This window comes from Pseudomonas sp. No.21 (genome assembly GCF_054558415.1).
The window spans coordinates 17788-38015 of sequence record NZ_BAAJNO010000013.1 but is presented as its reverse complement, the minus strand read 5'-3'; the positions used below and the strand labels follow the sequence as shown (position 1 = coordinate 38015).

Genomic DNA, 20228 nt, shown 5'->3' with positions numbered 1-20228 from the left:
TGCGGGTCGCCTGCGCGGTCAGTCGTGCGCCTTGAACCAGGCACCGATCAGTTCGCGCAGACGCTCCCCGGAGAAGCTCGGGAAATGCCCGCCATGCACGGTGCGAACCGGAAGTTCGCGCAGCCGTGCGAGGCTTTTCGCGTAGTCATCCAGGTCCGAATGGTAGGCGTCCTCGATCAGTGGCCCGTCGTAGACGATATCGCCGCTGAACAGGGTGCCGGTCCGCTCTTCCCACAGGCTGATGCCACCGGGTGAATGCCCGGGGGTGTGCAGCACCTCGAGCGTCCTGTCCCCCAGGTCCAGCACATCGCCTTCTTCGATCAGCCGCGTGGCCGGCGCTGCCTTGACGCGGTACTCGGCGTAGCACAGCGGGCAGTCCGGGTGCGCCTCGAACATCTCGTCGCCGACGAAGGCACGGGCCAGGGTGTTGTCGCCATCGGGCATGGCGAGGATGTCCGCCTCGGCGGGGTGCACCAGGCGTTGGTCGAACTCGTGGTGCCCGGCGATATGGTCGAAATGGGTGTGGCTGGCCACCGCCAGCAGCGGGCGTTCGGTGAGCCAGGGCAACTGCTCGCGCAGGCTCACCAGGCCCGAGCCCGAATCCACCAGCACGTCGCGGTCGCGGCCCTGCACATGCCACAGGTTGCAGCGGTAGAAGGGGCGCACATAGGGCTCGCTGATCAGGCTGACGCCGTCGTAGAGGTGCTCGACCTCGAACCAGCGGTCGCGGCTGACGATCTTCATCGGGGGCTCCCTTGTTGTGGTTGTGGGGGCAGCATACCTGTCCGGTGCAGGCCATGGAGGTGGCGTTTACGGCACAGGCGCGTGCAGCACCCGGCTCCGCCTGGTGGAGGTAAAGAGCGACCTCCACCCTACGACTGTGGGAGCCAATTCATTCGCGAAACGCCCCCGCACGTAGCCCGGGCTTCAGCCCGGGAGCCCGGTTTCACGGTGCAAAGGGCGGGGCCTCGGCGACCTCGATGATCAGCGGGCGGTCGCCCGGGGCATTGCGCAGCAGTTCCTGCAGGTGGGCGTGGTCGCGGGCCTTCTCCGCCTGGCAGCCGAAGCCGCGGGCGATGGCGATGAAGTCCGGGGTGTAGATGTCCACGCCCAGCGGGGTGATGTCGCGGCGTTCCATGTAGCGCTTGATCTCGCCGTAGCCCTGGTTGTTCCACAGCAGGACGATGACCCCGACCCGCGCTTCCACGGCGCTGGCCAGTTCCGGCAGGGTGAACTGGATGCCGCCGTCGCCCATCAGGCTGATCACCGGGCGGCCCGGTTCGGCCAGCTTGGCGCCGATGGCCGCCGGCAGGCCGTAGCCCAGGGTGCCGTAGCCGGTGGAGGCGTTGAACCAGCGGCGCGGGCCGTCCAGTTCCACCAGGTGGTTGCCGCTGTACACGGTCTGGGTCGAATCGCCGACGAAGCGGGCGTCCGGCAGGGTGTCGAGGATGCACTCGAACAGCCGGCGGTAGTGCGCCCAGCCGGAGAAGTCCTCGGCCAGTTGCGCACGTACCCCGGCGGCGCGCTGTGCGCCCGGGCTGCTGGTGCTGGCCTCGCGCGCCGGCAACTCGGCCAGCAGCACGCGCATGGCCAGGCGGGCATCGCTGTGGATGGCCAGGGCCGGGGTGTGGTTGCGCACCAGTTGCTGCGGGTCGATGTCGATGCGGATCAGCTCGCCGCCGATGCGGAAGTTGCCGTCGAACACCACGTCGTAGTCGGTCTCGCCCAGCTCGGTGCCGATGGCCAGCACCACGTCGGCGTCCAGGGCCAGCTGGCGCACCGGGACCAGCGACTGGTTGCTGCCCACCAGCAGCGGGTGGTCGGGTTGCAGCAGGCCCTTGGCGTTGATGGTCAGCGCGGTGGGGGCGTCCAGCGCGGTGGCCAGGGCGCGGGCTTCCGCCTGGGCCTCGACGCAGCCGCCGCCGAGCAGCAGCAGCGGGCGCCTGGCGTTGCGCAGGCGGCTGGCGGCATCACGCAGCTGGGCCATGGCCGGGGCCGGGCGCGAGAGGGCGGCGCGGGGCTGCCCCCGCAGGTGGTCGGCGGGGGCGGTGATGATGTCCAGCGGCAGCTCGATGTGCACCGGGCGTGGGCGCTGACTGTCGAACACGGCGAAGGCGCGGGCCAGTACCGCCGGCAGTTCCTCGACGCTCATCAGGGTGTGGCTGAAGGCGGCGACGCCGGCCACCAGGGCGCGCTGGTTGGGCAGCTCGTGCAGGTAGCCGTTGCCCAGCCCCAGGCGCGAACGCTCGTTGACGCTGGAGATCACCAGCATGGGGATGGAGTCGGCGTAGGCCTGGCCCATGGCGGTGGTGATGTTGGTCATCCCCGGCCCGGTGATGATGAAGCACACGCCCGGCTTGCCGGAGACGCGCGCGTAGCCGTCGGCCATGAAGCCGGCGCCCTGTTCGTGGCGCGGGGTGATGTGGCGGATGCCGCTGCCGGGCAGGCCGCGATACAGCTCGACGGTGTGCACGCCGGGGATGCCGAACACGGTGTCGACGCCCCAGGCTTGCAGTTGCTTGACGAGGAATTCACCGCAGGTGGTCATGGCAGGTTCCTTGCTCTTTCAGTGGAACCCCGCGAAAGCGGGGACCCACTCGACTGATAAAACGAATCCCGGCCTGCGGGCGCAGGCCGGAATCCAAGGGTGGCCGCCGGGATGGTGCGGCCGTTCACGCAAACTCAGGCCAGGCTGGTGCTGGCCGCCGGGCGGCGGGACAGCAGGCTGACCAGCACGAAGCTGACCAGGCCGACGGCCAGGCTGTAGTAGATCGGTGTGTTGGCGTCGAGTCCGTCCTTGACCATCAGGGCGAGGACGGTGACGAAGCCGAGCACCATGCTGGTGATGGCGCCGGCGGTGGTGGCGCGCTTCCAGTAGATGGCGCCGATCAGCGGGATCAGCATGCCGCCCACCAGCAGGTTGTAGGCCACGGTCAGGGCGCTGATCACGTCGCTGACCACCAGGGCGATGCCGAGCATCACCAGGCCCAGCAGCAGGGTGGCGATGCGGTTCTCGTGCACGTCGCCGTTGCCACCCTCGTGGCCCTTGCGCAGCAGCGGCAGCAGGTCCTGGGTGATGGTGGTGGAGGCGGCCAGCAGGCCGGCGCTGGCGGTGGACATCAGCGCGGCCAGGGCGGCGGCGATGACCAGGCCGCGGATGCCGTTGGGCAGGCTGTGCTCGACGACGCTGGCGAAGGCGTTGTTGACGTTGTCCAGGTCCGGCAGCAGCACCTTGGCGGCCATGCCGATCAGGGCACCGGCCAGGCCGTAGAGGATGCAGTAGAGGCCGGCGGCGGTGCCGGCCACCTTGGCCACGCCCTCGCTGCGGGCGGTGAACACGCGCTGCCAGATGTCCTGGCCGATGAAGATGCCGAAGAAGTAGATGAGGAAGTAGGTGACGATGGTGTCCCAGCCGATGGCGGTGAAGTCCAGGTAGCTGGCGGGCAGCTTGTCCATCAGGGCATTCCAGCCACCGGCATCGCTGATGGACATGGGCATCAGCAGGAATACCAGGCCGACGGTCATGATCAGGAACTGCACGATGTCGGTGAGGGTCAGCGACCACATGCCGCCGATGGTGGAGTAGAGCACCACCACGCCGCCGCCGATGAGGATGGCGACCCAGAAGTGCAGGCCGAACAGCACCTGCATGACGGTGCCGATGGCGATGGTCGAGGTGGCGCCGATCATCAGCGCGTACACCAGCATGATCAGCGCGCTGGCATGGCGCGCGGCGGGGTTGTAGCGGCGCTCCAGTACCTGGGTGACGGTGTAGATCTTCAGTTTCAGCAGCGGTTTGGCGAGGAACAGGCTGAGGCCGACGATGCCCAGGCCGATGGCGCCGCAGAGCCAGAAACCGGAGATGCCATGGACATAGCCCAGGCGCACGGTGCCGATGGTGGAGGCGCCGCCGAGCACGGTGGCGGCCATGGTGCCGAGGTAGAAGCCCGGGCCGAGGTTGCGCCCGGCCACCAGGTAGTCGTCACGGGTCTTGGCGCGGCGCATGCCGTACCAGCCCAGGGTGAGCATCGCGGCTACGTAAAGCAGTACGACGAAGATATCCAAGGCCATTGTTCAGCTCTCTCTTTCTCATTGTTGTAGCTCGGGCGGGTAAGGCCCGAGGGTGCGTGGCTCGCGGTCGATCCATCGGTGATGCACCGGGGCGGCAGTCCCCGGGTCGGTGGCGTCGCCGGCGGCCGGACCCTGGCCGCCGGTGTATCGGGTGTGTTCAGGCGGCGCTGGCGTCAACCAGGCCGGTGGCGCTGGCGCGTTTCACGCGTACCCAGCGCGGGCCCTTGGGGCCGTAGACCTCGGCGGCCTCGGGGAACAGGTTGAGCAGCGCCAGGTAGAGGAGGGCGGCCATGCCTAGGGTCACCGGCAGGCTGACGTCGATGCCGCCGGCCAGCTCGCCCAGCGGGCCGACGAACTGCCCCGGCAGGTTGACGAAGCACAGGCCCACCAGCGCGCTGGGAATCCAGGCGCCCATGCCGCGCCAGTTCCAGCCGTTGTGGAACCAGTAGCGGCCGCCACTCTCGCCACGGGTGAAGACCTGCAGGTCGTCCGGGCAGTAGAAGCCGCGGCGGATCACCAGGCCGAGGATCATGATCACCATCCAGGGGCTGGTGCAGGTGATGATCAGCACGGCGAAGGTGGACACGCTCTGCACCAGGTTGAAGGCGAAGCGGCCGATGAAGATGAAGGCGATGGACATCAGCCCGATCATCACCGTGGCCTGCACGCGGTTGAGCAGGCGCGGGAACACCGAGGACATGTCCAGGCCCGTGCCGTACAGCGAGGTGGTGCCGGTGGACATGCCGCCGATCACCGCGATCAGGCACACCGGCAGGAAGAACCAGGTGGGCGAGACGGCCAGCAGGCCGCCGACGTAGTTGTTCTGCGCGATGTAGTCCGGTGCCTGCACGGCGACGATGGTCGCGGTGACCAGCCCGAAGAAGAAGGGGATCAGGGTGGCCAGCTGCGCAGCGATCACCGCGGCCATGATGCGGCCCTTGCTCGCCTCGCGGGGGATGTAGCGTGCCCAGTCGCCGAGGAAGGCGCCGAAGGACACAGGGTTGCTCATGGCCAGCAGGGCGGCGCCGATGAAGGCGGCCCAGAAGCCCTCGCTGCCCACCTGCACCGAGCCTGCGTAGCTGGCGTCGAAGGGGCCGGCGAAGGCGAAGATGCCCAGCAGGAACAGCGCACTGGCGCTCCACACCGCGACCTTGTTGACCCACAGCAGGAAGCGGAAGCCGTAGATGCACACCGTCAGCACCAGCACGGCGAACAGGCCGTAGGCCAGGCCCAGGGTCAGGTCGGTTTCCGGCAGGCCCATCAGGCGCTTGGCACCGCCGACCAGTGCATCGCCCGAGCTCCACACCGAGAGGGAGAAGAAGGCGATGGCGGTGAGCAGCGAAAGGAAGGAGCCGACGATCCGCCCGTGCACGCCGAAGTGGGCACCGGAGGAGACCGCGTTGTTGGTGCCGTTGAGCGGGCCGAACAGGCCCATCGGCGCGAGGATCAGCGAGCCCACCACCACGCCCAGGAGGATGGCCCACACGCCCGCCTCGAAGGACAGGCCGAAGAGCACCGGGAAGCTGCCCAGCACGGCGGTGGCGAAGGTGTTGGCGCCGCCGAAGATCATGCGGAACAGGTCGACGGGCCTGGCGTTGCGTTCGTGGTCGGGGATCTGCTCGACACCGAAGGTTTCGATTCGGGTCAGGCTTTGCTCGTTATTGTTGTTATGCATCGTTGTTCTCCCGGGGGAGCCTCATCAGGTTTGGGGCAGGTGCTCCGGCATGGCCGACAAGTGCTCGTGACAGGCCAGCCAACGGCCCTGTTCTTGTTGTTGGCGGAAGACGATGGTCTCCCGTTCCAGGCTCGTGATCGCCTCGCCGCCCACACGCAGGCGGGTGACCACGTCGTGCATGAAGATCGCCACCTCGCCTTGCAGGCTCAGCAGCGGATTGCGCGATTCGCAGCCCAGCACGCGGAAACCCTCGCGCTGCCAGGCATCCCAGAGTTCGCGGTAGGCCGCGCGGCCCTGCAGCACACCGGGGGTGGTGTGGAACAGGAAGCTGGCGTCCTCGCTGAAGGCGGCGAAATAGGCCTCGGTGTCGTTGCGGGCGAAGGCGGCCACCAGTTCCCTGGCGGCCTCCATGACCTGGGCGTGGCGGTCCATGCTCAGCGACGCTCCACGCCGGGCAGGATGCAGAGCATCTCGTACAGCAGGTTGGCGCCCAGCAGGGAGGTGTTGCCGGTGGTGTCGTAGGGCGGGGAGACCTCCACCAGGTCGCAGCCGATGATGTCCAGGCCCTGGCAGCCACGGATGATCTCGATCGCCTGGATGGTGGTCAGGCCGCCGATCTCCGGGGTGCCGGTGCCGGGCGCCCAGGCCGGGTCGATGCCGTCGATGTCGAAGGACAGGTACACCGGGCCACCGCCGACCTTCTCGCGCACCTCGGCCATCAGCGGTTCGAGGGACTTGTGCCAGCACTCCTCGGCCTGCACCACGCGGAAGCCCTGCTTGCGGCTCCAGTTGAAGTCCTCGGCGGTGTAGCCCTGGGCGCGCAGGCCGATCTGCACCACGCGGTCGCAATCGAGCAGGTCCTCTTCCACCGCGCGGCGGAAGGTGGTGCCGTGGGCGATCTTCTCGCCGAACATGTGGTCGTTGACGTCGGCATGGGCATCGATGTGCACCAGGCCCACCTTGCCGTGCTTCTTCTTGATGGCACGGAGGATGGGCAGGGTGATGGTGTGGTCGCCGCCGAGGGTCAGCGGCAGGATGCCGTGGCCGAGGATGCGGTCGTACTCCTCCTCGATGATGCGCACGGCGTCGAGCAGGTTGAAGGTGTTGATGGCGACGTCGCCGATGTCGGCCACGTTCAGCGAATCGAAGGGGGCGGCGCCGGTGGCCATGTTGTAGGGGCGGATCATCACCGACTCGGCGCGGATCTCGCGGGGGCCGAAGCGGGTGCCGGAGCGCAGCGAGGTGCCGATGTCCAGCGGCACGCCGACGAAGGCGGCGTCCAGGGCATCGAGCTCGGCGGGGGGCTGGATGTGGGGAAGACGAAGCATGGTGGCGATGCCGCCGAAACGGGGCATTTCATTGCCGCCCAGGGGCTGGTGGAGTTTCTTGTCCACGGGGTGGCCTCACGTTTGTTGTGGTTGTCGTGGGGCGATTCTGGTGACCTGGCGATGCGGGAAGAATCCCCACGGGCAAATAATCACTTCAGGTATTTCTAAACTATCCGCAACGGGTAGACTGCGCCGATCTGTCGTAGGCGCGTCGTGATCGTGGGAGCGGATTCATCCGCGAAACGCCGCAAAGCGGCGCCTGGGCGGGCCTGCGGCCCGCATCGCGAATGAATTCGCTCCCACCGAGCCCCATAGCCGATAGTTTTGCCGGAGCCCCATGTCCAACACCCTCCCCGACCTCAAGCTGCTGCGCATCTTCGCCACCGTGGTGCGCAACCAGGGCTTCGCCGCCGCGCAGCAGGAGCTGAACCTCTCCACCTCCGCCATCAGCACCTACATGAGCCAGCTCGAAGGGCACCTGGGCCTGACCCTCTGCCATCGCGGCCGGGGCGGCTTCAGCCTGACCAGCAAGGGCGAGCTGTTCTACCAGGAGACCCTGCGCCTGCTCGGCGAGCTGGAAGGCTTCGAGCGCTATTCCGCCTCCCTCAAGGGCGAGCTGCGCGGCACCCTCAACCTGGGCGTGCTCGACTCCACCGTCAGCGACCCGGCCCTGCCGCTGGCCGAGGTCATCGGCGCCTACAGCCGCGAACACGCCGCCGTGCACCTGCACCTCTCGGTGATGAGCCCCTACGACCTGCAGCTCGGCGTGCTGGAGAACCGCCTGGACCTGGCCATCGGCGCCTTCTCCACGCGCATGAACGGCCTGGTCTACCAGCCCCTGTACCGCGAGCAGCACTGGCTCTACTGCAGCGATCGCCACCCGCTGTTTTCCGAGCGGCGCATCCCCGCCGAGGTCATCACCCAGCAGCGCATGGTCGGGCGCGGCTACTGGAGCCAGGCGGAGCTGGCGCGCCACGGCTTCAAGCACAGCGCGGCGACGGTGGAATCGATGGAGGCGCAACTGATCCTGGTGCTCTCCGGCGCCTACATCGGCTACCTGCCGGAGCACTACGCCCAGCCCTGGGTCGACCAGCAGCGCCTGCGCGGCCTGCTGCCGGCCACCTTCGGCTACCAGGCGCCGTTCTCGATGATCCTGCGCCGGGGCCGCGCCCGCGAGCCCCTGATCGTCACCTTCCGCGACCTGCTGCGGGCCCAGTTGAACCTGCGCTGACCGCCGCTTCGCTGGCGTTTCCCTGACGCTTGCGAAGCGCCCTGCGCGTTGATGCCAAAATAATGGCTGGTGCCTCTGGCGGCCCTGCAAGCCTGTGCTAGACCTAATTTCTGTGGGCCAGGACGTACACACGTACCAATCACAGGGATTTGCGCATGCGCCAGAATCTACCCGTCACCCAGCGTGAAAGAACCTTCCCGGCCACCGAACGCCTGATCTCGACCACCGATCTCAGCAGCAAGATCACCTACTGCAACGACGCCTTCGTGGAGATCAGCGGCTTCTCCCGCGAGGAACTGCTCGGCCAGCCGCACAACCTGGTGCGCCACCCCGACATGCCGCCCGCCGTCTTCGGCCACATGTGGGACACCCTCAAGCAGGGCAAGCCCTGGATGGGCCTGGTGAAGAACCGCTCCAAGAACGGCGACTTCTACTGGGTCAGCGCCTATGTCACCCCGGTGTACGAGAACGGCCAGATGGTCGGCTACGAGTCCGTGCGCTCGCTGCCCACCCGCGAGCAGGTGCAGCGCGCCGATGCCCTCTACGCGCGCCTGCGGGCCGGCAAGGCGCCGGTGCCCTGGATCGAGTACTGGACCTACGATCTGGTCCGTTCCTGGCCGGTGATCCTCGCCACCCTGGTGATCCTCGGCGGTCATCTGCTCATTGGCGGTCCGGCGCTCATCGCCCTGATGCTGGTGACCATGTTCGCCCTCGGCTCCTACCAGCTCTACAGCAAGCGGCAGACCATCCGCCGCACCCTGGCCGAGCATCCCAAGGCCTTCACCAGCGGCCTGGTGTCGCTGACCTATTCCAGCAACAAAGGCGCGCAGGCGCTGCTGGACATGGCCATGATCAGCGAGGAAGCGCGCCTGCAGACGGCCCTCACACGGCTGGAGGATGCCGGCATCAACGTCAAGCTGCGGGCCTCGGACTCCTCCCGGCTGTCACGCTCCAGCGCCGAGTTGCTGGAGCAGCAGCGCTCCGAGACCGACCAGTCCGCCACCGCCATCAACCAGATGGCGGCGACCATCCAGGAGGTCTCGCACAACGTGCAGAACACCGCCCATGCCGCCGAGGAGGCCGACCGCCTGGCGCAGCAGGGGCGCGGCCTGGCCGGGGAGAGCCTGAGCGCCATGCAGCACATGGCCAGCGCGGTGAGCGAGATCGGCCAGGCGGTGAACGAGCTGGCCAACTCCACCCAGTCCATCGGCAGCGTGGCCGACGTCATCACCTCCATCGCCGAGCAGACCAACCTGCTGGCGCTCAACGCCGCCATCGAGGCGGCGCGGGCCGGCGAGCAGGGCCGGGGCTTCGCGGTGGTGGCCGACGAGGTGCGCTCGCTGGCCTCGCGCACCCGCCAGTCCACCGAGCAGATCCACCAGATCATCGCCTCGCTGCGCTCCGGGGCCGACCGCGCGGTGGCCACCGCCAACCGGGGCGAGGAAATCTCCCGTGACAGCGTCGGCAGCGTCGAGGCCGTCGGCAAGGCACTCGACGGCATCAGCCAGGCGGTGACCCGCATCACCGGCATGAGCCAGCAGATGGCCGCCGCGTCCGAACAGCAGAGCCACGTGGCCGACGACATCAGCCGGCAGATCACGCGGATCGCCCAGCTCTCCGACCACAGCGCCGGGCAGGCCCAGGAAGGCGCGCAGATCAGCCAGGACCTCGAACATATGGCCGAGTACCTGCACAGCCTGGCGGAGCGGTTCAACCGATAGCGACCTGGCATGGGCGGCGGAGCCACGCAGGAGGGTGCGGCTCCCGGGGCAGGGATGCCCCACTTTCCCGCTACGCCCCCAGGCGCCTCCGCAGCGTTGTTACCTCGTAGGAGCGAGCTCTGCTCGCGAAGGTCGAGTCCATCCGCCGCCCTCGTGGGCGCGAATTCATTGGCTCTGTCGGCGTTAAGTGTTGCTAGAGGATTTGAGCTCAGCTGATTGTCGAGTTCTGGTGATGTTTCTGGTTTCGCCCCCCCGGGCGAGTCCCTTTTCTCAGTCGCCAGAAAAGGAACCAAAAGGGCTTGCCCCATCATCCGGCCCCGGCTTCGCCGGGGTTCCCTCACTCCATCGTCGCTATCGGGGGCCGGCGCGATGGGCCATCCATGGCCTGGCGCGCCTCTCGCGGCATCCATGCCGCTCGTCCCCCTGCGCAACGACTGCGTTCGGCCTCCTGGAGGGGCGTTGGCGGCTGCTCCAACTTTCTTCGTCCAGCGCATCACCACAGGTGCGCACAGGCTTTCGTAGGATGGTGTAGAGCGAAGCGAAACCCATGCGGTGGGGGGGCACGAACCCTTGGGCGCCCGGAAAGGGCTGTGCTTGAGCGCTTGCATTAAAACCACAACAGCTAACGCAGACAGAGCCAATTCATTCGCCCAACGGCGCATAGCGCCGCCCCTCCCGTGGGCGAATTCATTCGCGAAAATGCCCCGCGCCGTGCTCGGCATCCATGGCAAAATCCCCGCCCATGTCCCGCCCCCAATGCCCCCGCTGCCAACGACCCGCCAGCCATTGCCTGTGCCCGCTGATCCCCAGCCTGCCCAGCCGTACCCGCGTGCTCGTCCTGCAGCACCCGAGCGAGGTGGAGCATGCGCTGAACACCGCGCGGCTGGCGGCGCTGGGCCTGGAGAATGCCGAGCTGCGGGTGGGTGAGCATTTCCCTGAGCTGGCGGCCGAACTGGCCGATCCGCGCCATGACGCGCGGCTGCTGTTCCCGGGGGACGAGGCCGTGTCGCTGGCGGAGGTGGCCGGTAGCGCCGGCCGCCCGTTGCTGCTGGTGGTGCCCGACGGCACCTGGCGCAAGGCGCGCAAGCTGCTGCACAGCAACCCCGCCCTGGCGGCCTTGCCCCGGGTGACGCTGCCGGCCGGGGGCCTCTCCCGCTACCGCCTGCGCAAGGCCCCGGCGCCCGGGGCATTGTCCACCGTCGAAGCCATCGCCCAGGCGCTGGACCTGCTGGAAGCACCGGCCAGCTTCGATGCCCTGCTCAAGCCCTTCGACGCGCTGATCGACGGCCAGATCGCCGCCATGGGCGAGGAGACCTTCCAGCGCAACCACGGCCAGCCTCAGGCCGGTTCCCCCTCGCGAGAGAAGCCGTAGGCGCGCTCCACCCGGGCGATGCGCACCTCGAAGGCGCTGTACCAATCCGCCCGGCCCCGGGCACGCGCCAGGCCGTGCTCGCCCTGGCGCTTCCAGGCGAGGATCGCCGCCTCGCTCTCCCAGTAGGACACCGTGATGCCCAGCCCATCCACGCCACGCGCCGACTCCACGCCTAGGAAGCCCGGCTGCTGGCGTGCCAGCTCGACCATGCGCTCGGCCGTATCGCCGTAGCCGTCATCCGTGGCGGTGCGTCGCGAGGTGAAGATCACCGCGTAGTAGGGCGCCGCCGGTGTCCGGGCGAACCCCTGCTCGCCGCCGCTCATTGCGCGCAGGCCTCGACGAAGGCCGCCACCAGCGGCGGCAGGCGCCCGGCCAGGGCCGCACGTTCCGGCTGGAACAGCGTGGCGACGAAGAAGGGGTGCCCCTCCAGCTCCACCGCGCGCACCTCGCCGGTAGCGTCCCGTGCGCCCACCCGCAATGGGCCGCCGAGCAACGCCGCCTCGAACTGCGGGTTGAGCCCGTAGCGGCAGCGGTAGCCCTCGAAGGCCAGCTGCGCGCCGTAGGCCCGGGCGATGCGCGATCCCGCCGCCAGGTGCACCGCGTCGATGGCCTCCACCAGCGGGCAGGCCAGTGGCGCGACCACCTGGCGGCCCGCGTCGGGTGCCGTCTCGCCGTGTTCGGCGTCGGTCCAGCCGAGCACGTTGCGCGCGTATTCCAGCAACGCGTGCTGGAAGCCGCCGCAGGTGCCGAGGAAGGGCACGCCGTGGCCCCGGGCATGTTCGATGGCGCGCAGTGCGCCCCCGGTGTCGCGGTAGGGGCTGCCCGGCACGCACCAGAAGCCGTCGAAGCGGGCGAGGGCGGCGGCGTCGACGCGGTCGGTGGCCAGCCAGGCGTGATCCAGGCCGATATCCAGCAGCGATGCGGCCAGCGACAGCGCTTCGGGAATCGCCTGGTGGGCGGTGATCGAAAGGTCCTGGTCGCCGATCAGGGCGAGGCGGATGCGGGAAGTGCGAGGGCGGGCCATGTCCGTTCCTTGTCTGCGGCGCGATATGCGCGGTGGCAGGCGGACTATATAGTTGCGCCTCGGCACTCAATATTGGCGAAAACACAATTGATCATTGCAGCTGCGCACTATCGCCTCGAGCACGGCGACCTCGCCCTGGTGCTCGCCCTGGTCCGTGGCGGCAGCCTGGCGCGCGCCGCCGAGCTGCTGCAGGTGGACGTCTCCACCGTGTTCCGCGCGGTGCGCAGGCTGGAGAAGGCCCTGGGCGAGGAACTGTTCGAGAAAAGCCGCGCCGGCTACCTGCCCGGCAGTACCGCGCTGCTCCTGGCGCAGCAGGCGGAGCAGGCCGAGCACGCCCTGGAGGCTGCACGGGTCGCGCTGGAGCAGGGGCGCGAGGTGCTCGCCGGCACGGTGCGCCTGACCTGCACCGACTCGGTGTTGCACGGGCTGCTGCTGCCGGCGCTGGCGCGCTTCATGCCCAGCTACCCGGCCCTGCACCTGGAACTGGCCACCTCCAACGACTTCGCCAACCTCAGCCGCCGCGACGCCGACATCGCCCTGCGCCTGACCACCGCGCCCCCGCAGCATCTGGTGGGGCGCTGCCTCGGTGCCGTGCCCTACGCCCTCTGCGCCAGCCCCGCCTACCTGCATGGGCGCGACCCGGCGGACCTGGCAGCCATGGCCTGGATCGCCCCGGACGAATTCCTGCCCAACCACCCCAGCGTGGTCTGGCGCCGCCAGCGCTACCCGGCGCTGGTGCCGGCCTATCGCTGCAACAGCATGCTCGCGGTCGCCCAGATGGCCCGGGCCGGCCTTGGCGTCGCGGCCTTGCCGCGTTTTCTCATCGAGGACGGGCTGCAACCGCTGGAGGCCGACCTGAGCCCGTGCGACACCGCCCTGTGGCTGCTGACCCGCCCGGACTGCCGCGCCCTGCGCTCGGTGGTGACGCTGTTCGACGAGCTGGGCCGCAGCATCCGGCTGGGACCTTGAAAGGGGTGTGCTCTCTTAGCTCCATAGGTAATTAACAAATGAAAATTGATTATTTATGGATATAAAAAGTGCGGTGATAGTCTCCTTCCCATCGAGTCACTCCAGCGCTCCCGAGGAGACATCCATGAGCCGCACCGCAGACGTCATCGACCTCAACAGCTACCGTGTACGCCGCCAGGCGCGCCGCATGGCCGAGCTGATGTGGAGCATGTACGCCCTGCGTTCCGGCTACGCGGCCCACCAGCTCGTCCAGAGCGGGTCGCTGGATCGCTCGCGGGAGGCCTGAGGCATGAGCGCCCCCAGCTCATTCCTCGCCCCGGAAAGCCCCGCCCTCGAACTCGCCCCACCCAACGCCGGCAACCGCGACGACGACCTGATCAGCCAGCGGGTCGCCCACAACCTGCTGCGCCTGCGCAGCAAGCGGCAACTGTCGCTCGACGCCCTGGCGCGGCTCTCCGGCGTGAGCCGGGCGATGCTGGCGCAGATCGAGTCCGGGCGCAGCGTCCCGTCCATCAAGGTGCTGTGCAAGGTCGCCCAGGGGCTCAAGGTCTCGGTCGCCGCCTTCCTCGACGACCGCGCCTTCTCCGGTGTCGCGGTGTTGCCGGCGGCGCAGAGCAAGCGCCTGGTCAGCGCCGGCGAGGGCTTCGTAAGCCGCGCGCTGTTCCCCTTCGAGGTGAAGCGCCAGGCCGAGTTCTACGAAGTGCGCCTGGCCGGCCTCACCACCGAGGAAGCCCAGCCCCATGCGCCGGGCACCCAGGAGAACCTGGTGGTCGCCCAGGGCGTGCTGGAAGTCAGCGTCAACGACGAGCGCTACCTGCTCTCCACCGGGGACTCGATCCTCTTCTACGCCGACCAGCCCCACAGCTACCGCAACCCGGCCAACAGCGAAGCGGTGATCTACCTGGTCATGACCTACCCGGAAAGCCTGGATTAGGCCGGCGCCAACAACGCTTTTGTGGGAGCGAATTCATTCGCGATGGAATACCGGCCATTCGCAGCCCTGTGCCTGCGGCGGGTCTTTCGCGGCTGAAGCCGCTCCCACTGAGGGGTATGAACCTGTGAGTCGGGTGCAAGGCCGGTGATGGGTTTCGCTGCGCTCTACGCCATCCTACGGTCCGGTCATGGCCGCGCGAGATGAAAAAAGCCCGGCCCAGGTTTCCCTGGCCGGGCTTTTTCATGGGGGCGGTGTCAGCAGGTGCAGCACATCACCGGCATGCCGTTGCAGCTCATCATCATCGGCATGCCGCACTCCATCATCTTCATCATCAGTGCGCAGCAGTTCTTGAACATGTCCATGTTCATGCCCTGCATCGGCATCATCTTGCACAGCATGCCGTTGCCCTGCATGGAGCAGGTCATCATGCACTTCATCGACGGCATGGGCATGCCCATCATCATCGGCATCATGGTCATCTGCGGCATGCCCATCATGGGCATCATCGCCATGCCGGCCTGGGACATGCACATCATCGACATGTTGCCGCAGTGCATCATCATCGGCATGCCGCAATCCATCATCATCGACATCATTTCGCAGCTGTTGCGGAACATGGCCATGTCCATGCCGGCGGCCGGCATCATGGTGCATTCCATGCAATCGTCCATCATCGTGCAGGACATGGTGGCCATCATCATCGGCATGCCCATGGGCATCATCATGCCGTTCATGTTCATGCCGGCGTTCATCGGCATCTGCATCGCGTTCATCATGTTCAAACTCCCTGAAGCCAGAATTGTTCGGATGGGTCGAAAGGTTTCGTGGGGCCGATTCTAGGCGGCGCGGCAGGGCCAACAAGATGCGCATGGAGCAGCGATCGAGCCCGCCTCGGCAGCGCCCATGACGGTATGGCAGGGAGTTTCGAAGCAGGGGCGTCCATTCGTCTGCCAAAGCGAACGGACAGGGCGTGGGGAAGGCCGGATCGACGTTATGGATATTCACTTCAGCGCTATGCAAAGAACTGAAGTGAATAATCGATCTAACCAGCCGCCGGTTTTTCGCGGCGAGGCGGAGGGCGCTGCATCAGATGCCCCAGCGCGCCGCCTTCAGGCTCTCGCCCAACTGGTGTGGTTGCAGCCGTGCGGGGCGACGCTGGAGGATTTCCAGCAACTGCTGCAGGCCGTCCCCCAGGCGCTGGCGCAGGTCGTCGGCCAGGGCTCCCCCCTGCTCGTCATAGGTGACCTGGGCATCGACGGCGAAGATGCCGTGCAACACCTGCTGCGCCTTGAGGGCCGAGAGCACCGGCTTGAGCGCGTAATCCACCGCGAGCATGTGGGCCAGGCTGCCGCCGCTGGCGATGGGCAGCACCGGCTTGTCGCACAGGGCGCGCTCCGGCAGCAGGTCGAGCAGTGTCTTCAGTGCGCCGGAGAAGGACGCCTTGTACACCGGCGTGGCGATCACCAGCGCATCGGCGCCGGCCACCGCCTCGATCAGCGCCTGCACATCGGGGCTGTCGAAGCGCGCGTGGAGCAGGTCCTCGGCCTTGAAGTCATGGATGCCGAAGTGGCGCACGGTGGCGCCGTGCTCGACGAGCCAGCGCTGGCCGTGGGCGAGGATCACGCCGGAGCGTGAGCGCAGGCCGGGGCTGCCGGCGAGGGTGACGATCCGCATGCTGCGCTCCTCAGGCCGCCTGGCCGGTGGCGGGGGTGTCGTGGCCGGTCAGCTCGGTGAGCAGTTCTTCCTTGAGCTTCTGCAGCAGCGGCGAGGCGCGGTCGCGCGGGTGCGGCAGGTTGACCCGGATCTCGTGCCTGATGCGCCCCGGGTGCGAGTCGAGGACGATCACCCGGTCGCCCAGGTAGAGCGCCTCCTCGACGTCGTGGGTGACCATGATCATGGTGCTGCGCTGCTGGATCCAGATGCGTTGCAGCTCGCGCTGCAGGTGCACGCGGGTGAGGGCGTCGAGGGCCCCCAGGGGCTCGTCGAGCAGCAGCACCTTGGGCTTGTTCACCAGCGCCCGGGCAATGGCCGCACGTTGCGCCATGCCGCCGGAAAGCTGGTGCGGCCAGGCGTTCTCGAAGCCCTGCAGGTTGACCAGGGCGATGTGCTCGGCCACCAGGCGCTCCTTCTCGGCGGCGCTGAGGCGGTGGTTCTTCAGGGCCAGGGCGATGTTCTCGCGCACCGTCATCCAGGGGAACAGGCGGTGGTCCTGGAACACGATGCCGCGCTCCAGGCTGGTGGCGGCGATGCGCTGGCCGTCCAGGAGGATCTCGCCCTCGTAGTCGTTCTCCAGGCCGACGATCAGCCGCAGCAGGGTGGATTTGCCGCAGCCGCTGGCGCCGACGATGCTGACGAACTCGCCGGGGGCGACCTTCAGGTCGATGCCTTCGAGCACCGGCAGGGTGCGGCCTTCGATGCGGTACTGCTTGCTCAGGCCGCGGATCTCCAGGGCACCGGTCAGCGTGTGGGGCTGCCCCAGCGGGGCCTTCTGTGGGAGTGCTGTCATGGTCATCAACCTGCGTTCAACGGGTGTTGCGCCAGCGCAGCAGATGGCGCGCCAGGCGGGAAAAGGTGAGGTTCATCAGGTAGCCGAGCAGGCCGATGCAGAGCACCGCGAGGACGATCACCTCCATGCGCGAGCCGGCTTCGGCGCTCATCATCAGGTTGCCCAGGCCGGCCCCGGAGGAGAGGAACAGCTCGCTGCCCACCGCCGTCACCCAGGCGAAGGCCAGGGCGTGCAGCAGGCCGGTGGCGATGCTCGGCAGCGCGGCGGGCAGCAGCACGTGGCGGAACTGCTGCAAGGGGCCCAGCTCGAAGACCCGGCCCACCTCGCGGTAGCGCTTCTCCACCTGGGTGAAGCCCTCGTAGGTGTTGAGCACCATCGGGTAGAAGGCGGCGAGGGAGACGATCAACACCTTGGAGAATTCGCCATTGCCGAACCACATGGCGATCAGCGGGATCCAGCCCAGCATCGGCACCTGGCGGATGGAGTGGAACAGCGGGCCGATGACCCGGTCGGCCACCTTCGACAGCGCCATCAGCACACCCAGGCCCAGGCCGAACAGCACGCCGAACAACAGCCCGCCGCTGGTGCGCGCCAGGCTGGCGAAGAGATTGACCAGCAGCTCGCCGTTGCCCAGCAGCTCCACCAGCGCCTGGCCGATGCGGCTCAGCGGGACGAAGGCATAGGCGTTGGCGGCGTCCTGGCGCGACAGGGCTTCCCAGCCGGCCACCAGGGCCAGCGGCAGCACCAGGCCACGCAGGCGCGGCAGCCATGAAAGGATTCGGGACATGGGCATCTCCTAGCGCGACTGCCAGCGGAACAGGCGACGTTCCAGCAGGCGGAAAACGAAATCGAGGCTGAAGCCGATCACCCCGGTGACCAGCACGCCGACCATCACCACATCGATGCGCAGCATCTGCCGGCCCATCTCGATCATCTGCCCCAGGCCGCTGTCGGCGGCCAGCAGCTCGGCGGCCACCAGCACCACCCAGGCGCGGGTCAGGCTGATGCGCAGGCCGGTGATGATCGGTGGCGCGGCAGCGGGGAAGGCCACCTCGCGCACCAGGGTCGGCCAGCTCAGGCGATACACGTCGGCCACCTCGAAGTAGCTGCGCGGGATGGCCTTCACCCCCTCGCTGGCGGCCAGGGCCACCGGGAAGAACGCCGCCTTGGCGACGATGACGATCTTGAAGGTCTCCTCGATGCCGAAGAACAGCACGAACATCGGGATCAGGGCGATGCTGGGAATCTGCCGCAGGCAATGGAACAGCGGGCCGCAATAGGCCTCCACCTGTTTCGACAGCGCCATCAGCACGCCGAAGGCCAGGCCGCCAGCGGCGCCGAAGCAGAAGCCCAGGCCCAGGCGCGACAGGCTGCCGCCCAGGTGCTCCTGCAGCTCGCCGCTCTGCAGCAGCTCCTCGAAGGCCTGCAGCACGTGCAGCGGCGGGATCAGCAACTGGCGCGGGAACAGGCCGGCGTCGGCCACGATGGCCCATAGCGCGAGCAGCGCCAGGGGCGAGATCAGCCAGGTGAGCGCACCCGGCAGGCGTTTCAGGGTCGCGGTCATGTCAGGCCTCGTTCAACAGCGAAGGGGCGGGTGCCGGGGGCCGTCGCCGGGTGCGCAGCCAGCAGGCGAGGGCGGTGGCCAGCACCAGGGGAATCCAGCAGAGGAACAGGTTGCCGAGCCCGACCAGGTGGCTGACCAGCCCGCCGAGCATGGCGCCGCCGAAGCCGCCGAGCATGGTGGCGAGGTTGAACAGGCCGGAGATCTTGCTCTTGTCCATGGCGTGGCTGGCCAGCTGCGCCATGTTCACCAGGTGCACCTGCGCCGCGGCGATGCTCAGCAGCACCGCGCCCAGGGCCAGCAGCCAGTAGTGGTGGGCCAGGCCCAGCAGGGCCAGGGCCGCCACCGCCGCCAGCAGGCTGGAGCCATAGGCGAAGGCGCGGCCGCCGAGCTGCACCAGGCGGCCGAGGCCGAACAGGGCGAGCACCGAGGCCAGCCCCTGGATCATCACCAGGCTCACCGCCTGGCCCTGGGTCAGCCCGGCCACCTGCATGGCCAGCAGCAGGATGAAGGTGCCGTAGAGCGAGCCGGTGGACGCGCTGACCGCCTCGATCAGGCAGCTCTCGCCGATCGCCGGGTTGCCCAGCATGCTGCGCACCTCATCGAGCAGGCCGGTGCCCGGCACGCTGGCCACGGCCTCGTCGCCGGCGTCCTCTTCCCAGAAGCCCAGGCTGTAGGCGGCCATGGCGCCGAAGCACAGGCCGATCACCACGAAGCCCAGGGTGAAGCTGCCGGTGCCGCTCAGGGCGTTGCCCAGCAGCGGGCCGATCAGGCCCATGCCCAGGGTCAGCGCGCCGCGGTACCAACCGGCCTTGGCGTGGCCGATGTGGCGCAGCTGGCGGAGGAAGGCGCTGTTCATCGAAACGATGCGGAAGGGGATGCACAGGCCGATCAGCAGCCGCGCCAGCGCCAGCCACAGCCAGCTGGCGAACACGGGGATCAGCAGGTTCAGCAGCATCGGCCCGAGGCTGGCGAGGAAGTACACCCGCCGCGCGCCGAATCGGGCGATGACGAAGCCGGCGGGCAAGGTGACGAAGATCATCCCCAGGGATTCCATGGCGGCGATCACGCCGATCTGCATCGAGTTGGCGCCCAGCTCCAGTGCATAGAGGGTGGTGACGATCTTCGCCATGCCGATGGTGGCGCCGCTGAAGGCGGCCAGCAGCAGGAAGTTGAAGAGGAAGGCGGATGGCCGCTGGCTCATGGTCGCGCCCCGCATTGCGGGAACGGCGCCGTGACGGGCGAGGGTGGAACGGGTATCGGCAGCATGGGTTGGATCCTGGGCGAACAGCTGGCGGTCGGTAGCGCAAGGCGCATCGACCGCATGGGCCAGGTGACATAGCAGCATGCGTGCCGCTTTTTGATTTCAACTCAAGCCATTGAATTAAAAGGGATTTATTTTGATGGGCGGCGCGATTGCGGATGCCGTGCTGCAAGGCCAGCAGCCCGGTGCTTGCGCGGTGTTGCTGGGGCAGCAGTGCAGCGACAGGGTGTGTTTGTTTGGGGGCGCGGCGGAGCACACGCGGGTTTCCGCCTTCATCCTGTAGGCGCGAATTCATTCGCGATGCGGTGCCATCAGCCACCCTCGGACTCGCCCGAAATGTAGGGTGGACCACGCTCTATCGGTCCACCAATCGCGGTCATGCGGGGCTCCGCTGGTGGATGAAAAAAGCGTCATCCACCCCACAGGGGCAACCGCAAGGCCCGGGGTCTGTAAGGTGGGCCGGGCGGCGCTCCGCTTCAGCCCACCAACTCCGCGCAAAGGCTTCGCGAGCAGCGCTCGCTCCTGCGGTGAGGTCTTCGCTCGTCAACTGTTGCTCCAGCAACACCTGACCA

General features: G+C 68.0%; 19 protein-coding genes and 2 pseudogenes. 7 read left to right on the top strand and 14 right to left on the bottom strand.

What is annotated here, in order from left to right:
• Nucleotides 1–18 precede the first annotated feature (18 nt).
• From ACYJSS_RS24675 to speB, 6 genes are all read right to left on the bottom strand, one after another.
• Complete coding sequence (locus tag ACYJSS_RS24675; RefSeq protein ID WP_236206363.1) at nt 19–744, bottom strand: MBL fold metallo-hydrolase; 726 nt, start codon at nt 742–744, stop codon at nt 19–21.
• Between the two features lie 202 nt (nt 745–946).
• Nucleotides 947–2548 carry a 5-guanidino-2-oxopentanoate decarboxylase gene (locus ACYJSS_RS24670; RefSeq protein WP_236206364.1) on the bottom strand — a complete coding sequence of 534 codons (1602 nt, stop codon included), beginning with the start codon at nt 2546–2548 and terminating at the stop codon, nt 947–949.
• A gap of 134 nt (nt 2549–2682) precedes the next feature.
• Nucleotides 2683–4071 carry a sodium:solute symporter family protein gene (locus ACYJSS_RS24665; protein WP_111263540.1) on the bottom strand — a complete coding sequence of 463 codons (1389 nt, stop codon included), beginning with the start codon at nt 4069–4071 and terminating at the stop codon, nt 2683–2685.
• A gap of 157 nt (nt 4072–4228) precedes the next feature.
• Nucleotides 4229–5746 carry a purine-cytosine permease family protein gene (locus ACYJSS_RS24660; protein ID WP_236206365.1) on the bottom strand — a complete coding sequence of 506 codons (1518 nt, stop codon included), beginning with the start codon at nt 5744–5746 and terminating at the stop codon, nt 4229–4231.
• 24 nt (nt 5747–5770) lie between these two features.
• A complete protein-coding gene (locus tag ACYJSS_RS24655) occupies nt 5771–6178 on the bottom strand; it encodes a YybH family protein (RefSeq protein WP_111263542.1) in 408 nt (135 codons plus the stop codon).
• A 2-nt stretch (nt 6179–6180) separates the two neighbouring features.
• On the bottom strand, nt 6181–7140 hold the full coding sequence (speB, locus tag ACYJSS_RS24650; RefSeq protein ID WP_236206366.1) for an agmatinase: 960 nt from the start codon (nt 7138–7140) through the stop codon (nt 6181–6183).
• A 271-nt stretch (nt 7141–7411) separates the two neighbouring features.
• Between speB and ACYJSS_RS24645 the strand changes: the two genes are divergently transcribed.
• From ACYJSS_RS24645 to ACYJSS_RS24630, 4 genes and pseudogenes are all read left to right on the top strand, one after another.
• Nucleotides 7412–8305 carry a LysR family transcriptional regulator gene (locus ACYJSS_RS24645; RefSeq protein ID WP_111263544.1) on the top strand — a complete coding sequence of 298 codons (894 nt, stop codon included), beginning with the start codon at nt 7412–7414 and terminating at the stop codon, nt 8303–8305.
• 155 nt (nt 8306–8460) lie between these two features.
• A pseudogene (locus ACYJSS_RS24640) lies at nt 8461–8745 on the top strand (PAS domain-containing protein); the annotation flags it as partial.
• A gap of 303 nt (nt 8746–9048) precedes the next feature.
• Nucleotides 9049–10026, top strand: a pseudogene (locus ACYJSS_RS24635) (methyl-accepting chemotaxis protein); the annotation flags it as partial.
• Nucleotides 10027–10768: 742 nt separating this feature from the next.
• On the top strand, nt 10769–11398 hold the full coding sequence (locus tag ACYJSS_RS24630) for a tRNA-uridine aminocarboxypropyltransferase (RefSeq protein WP_111264873.1): 630 nt from the start codon (nt 10769–10771) through the stop codon (nt 11396–11398).
• Here ACYJSS_RS24630 and ACYJSS_RS24625 read toward each other — a convergent pair.
• Together ACYJSS_RS24625 and ACYJSS_RS24620 are read right to left on the bottom strand one after the other, a co-directional pair.
• Nucleotides 11365–11721, bottom strand: a complete 357-nt coding sequence (locus ACYJSS_RS24625; RefSeq protein ID WP_111264872.1) for an antibiotic biosynthesis monooxygenase family protein — start codon at nt 11719–11721, stop codon at nt 11365–11367. The genes ACYJSS_RS24630 and ACYJSS_RS24625 overlap by 34 nt on opposite strands.
• Entirely contained in the window at nt 11718–12422 is a 705-nt protein-coding gene (locus ACYJSS_RS24620; RefSeq protein WP_111264871.1) for a CTP synthase C-terminal region-related (seleno)protein, read from the bottom strand. The genes ACYJSS_RS24625 and ACYJSS_RS24620 overlap by 4 nt, the downstream gene beginning before the upstream one ends.
• Before the next feature lie 87 nt (nt 12423–12509).
• On the opposite strand from ACYJSS_RS24620, the gene ACYJSS_RS24615 reads away from it, so the two are divergent.
• The 3 genes from ACYJSS_RS24615 to ACYJSS_RS24605 all read left to right on the top strand — a co-directional run bounded on the left by ACYJSS_RS24615 (nt 12510) and on the right by ACYJSS_RS24605 (nt 14325).
• The gene (locus ACYJSS_RS24615) at nt 12510–13391 is read left to right on the top strand and encodes a LysR family transcriptional regulator (protein ID WP_236206367.1); all 882 of its coding nucleotides are present in this window, start codon (nt 12510–12512) and stop codon (nt 13389–13391) included.
• Nucleotides 13392–13515: 124 nt separating this feature from the next.
• Entirely contained in the window at nt 13516–13677 is a 162-nt protein-coding gene (locus tag ACYJSS_RS24610) for a hypothetical protein (protein WP_173178928.1), read from the top strand.
• A 3-nt stretch (nt 13678–13680) separates the two neighbouring features.
• On the top strand, nt 13681–14325 hold the full coding sequence (locus tag ACYJSS_RS24605) for a helix-turn-helix domain-containing protein (RefSeq protein ID WP_236206368.1): 645 nt from the start codon (nt 13681–13683) through the stop codon (nt 14323–14325).
• A gap of 254 nt (nt 14326–14579) precedes the next feature.
• Here the strand turns inward: ACYJSS_RS24605 and ACYJSS_RS24600 are convergent, their stop codons facing one another.
• The 6 genes from ACYJSS_RS24600 to ACYJSS_RS24575 all read right to left on the bottom strand — a co-directional run bounded on the left by ACYJSS_RS24600 (nt 14580) and on the right by ACYJSS_RS24575 (nt 19740).
• Complete coding sequence (locus tag ACYJSS_RS24600) at nt 14580–15101, bottom strand: hypothetical protein (RefSeq protein ID WP_111264403.1); 522 nt, start codon at nt 15099–15101, stop codon at nt 14580–14582.
• 310 nt (nt 15102–15411) lie between these two features.
• Nucleotides 15412–15999 carry an NADPH-dependent FMN reductase gene (gene ssuE, locus ACYJSS_RS24595; RefSeq protein ID WP_111264402.1) on the bottom strand — a complete coding sequence of 196 codons (588 nt, stop codon included), beginning with the start codon at nt 15997–15999 and terminating at the stop codon, nt 15412–15414.
• 10 nt (nt 16000–16009) lie between these two features.
• Complete coding sequence (locus tag ACYJSS_RS24590; RefSeq protein ID WP_111264405.1) at nt 16010–16831, bottom strand: ABC transporter ATP-binding protein; 822 nt, start codon at nt 16829–16831, stop codon at nt 16010–16012.
• 16 nt (nt 16832–16847) lie between these two features.
• Nucleotides 16848–17618, bottom strand: a complete 771-nt coding sequence (locus ACYJSS_RS24585) for an ABC transporter permease (protein WP_178083030.1) — start codon at nt 17616–17618, stop codon at nt 16848–16850.
• Nucleotides 17619–17627: 9 nt separating this feature from the next.
• On the bottom strand, nt 17628–18395 hold the full coding sequence (locus tag ACYJSS_RS24580; RefSeq protein ID WP_111264401.1) for an ABC transporter permease: 768 nt from the start codon (nt 18393–18395) through the stop codon (nt 17628–17630).
• Nucleotide 18396: 1 nt separating this feature from the next.
• Nucleotides 18397–19740, bottom strand: a complete 1344-nt coding sequence (locus ACYJSS_RS24575) for an MFS transporter (protein ID WP_236206369.1) — start codon at nt 19738–19740, stop codon at nt 18397–18399.
• Between the last annotated feature and the right edge of the window lie 488 nt (nt 19741–20228).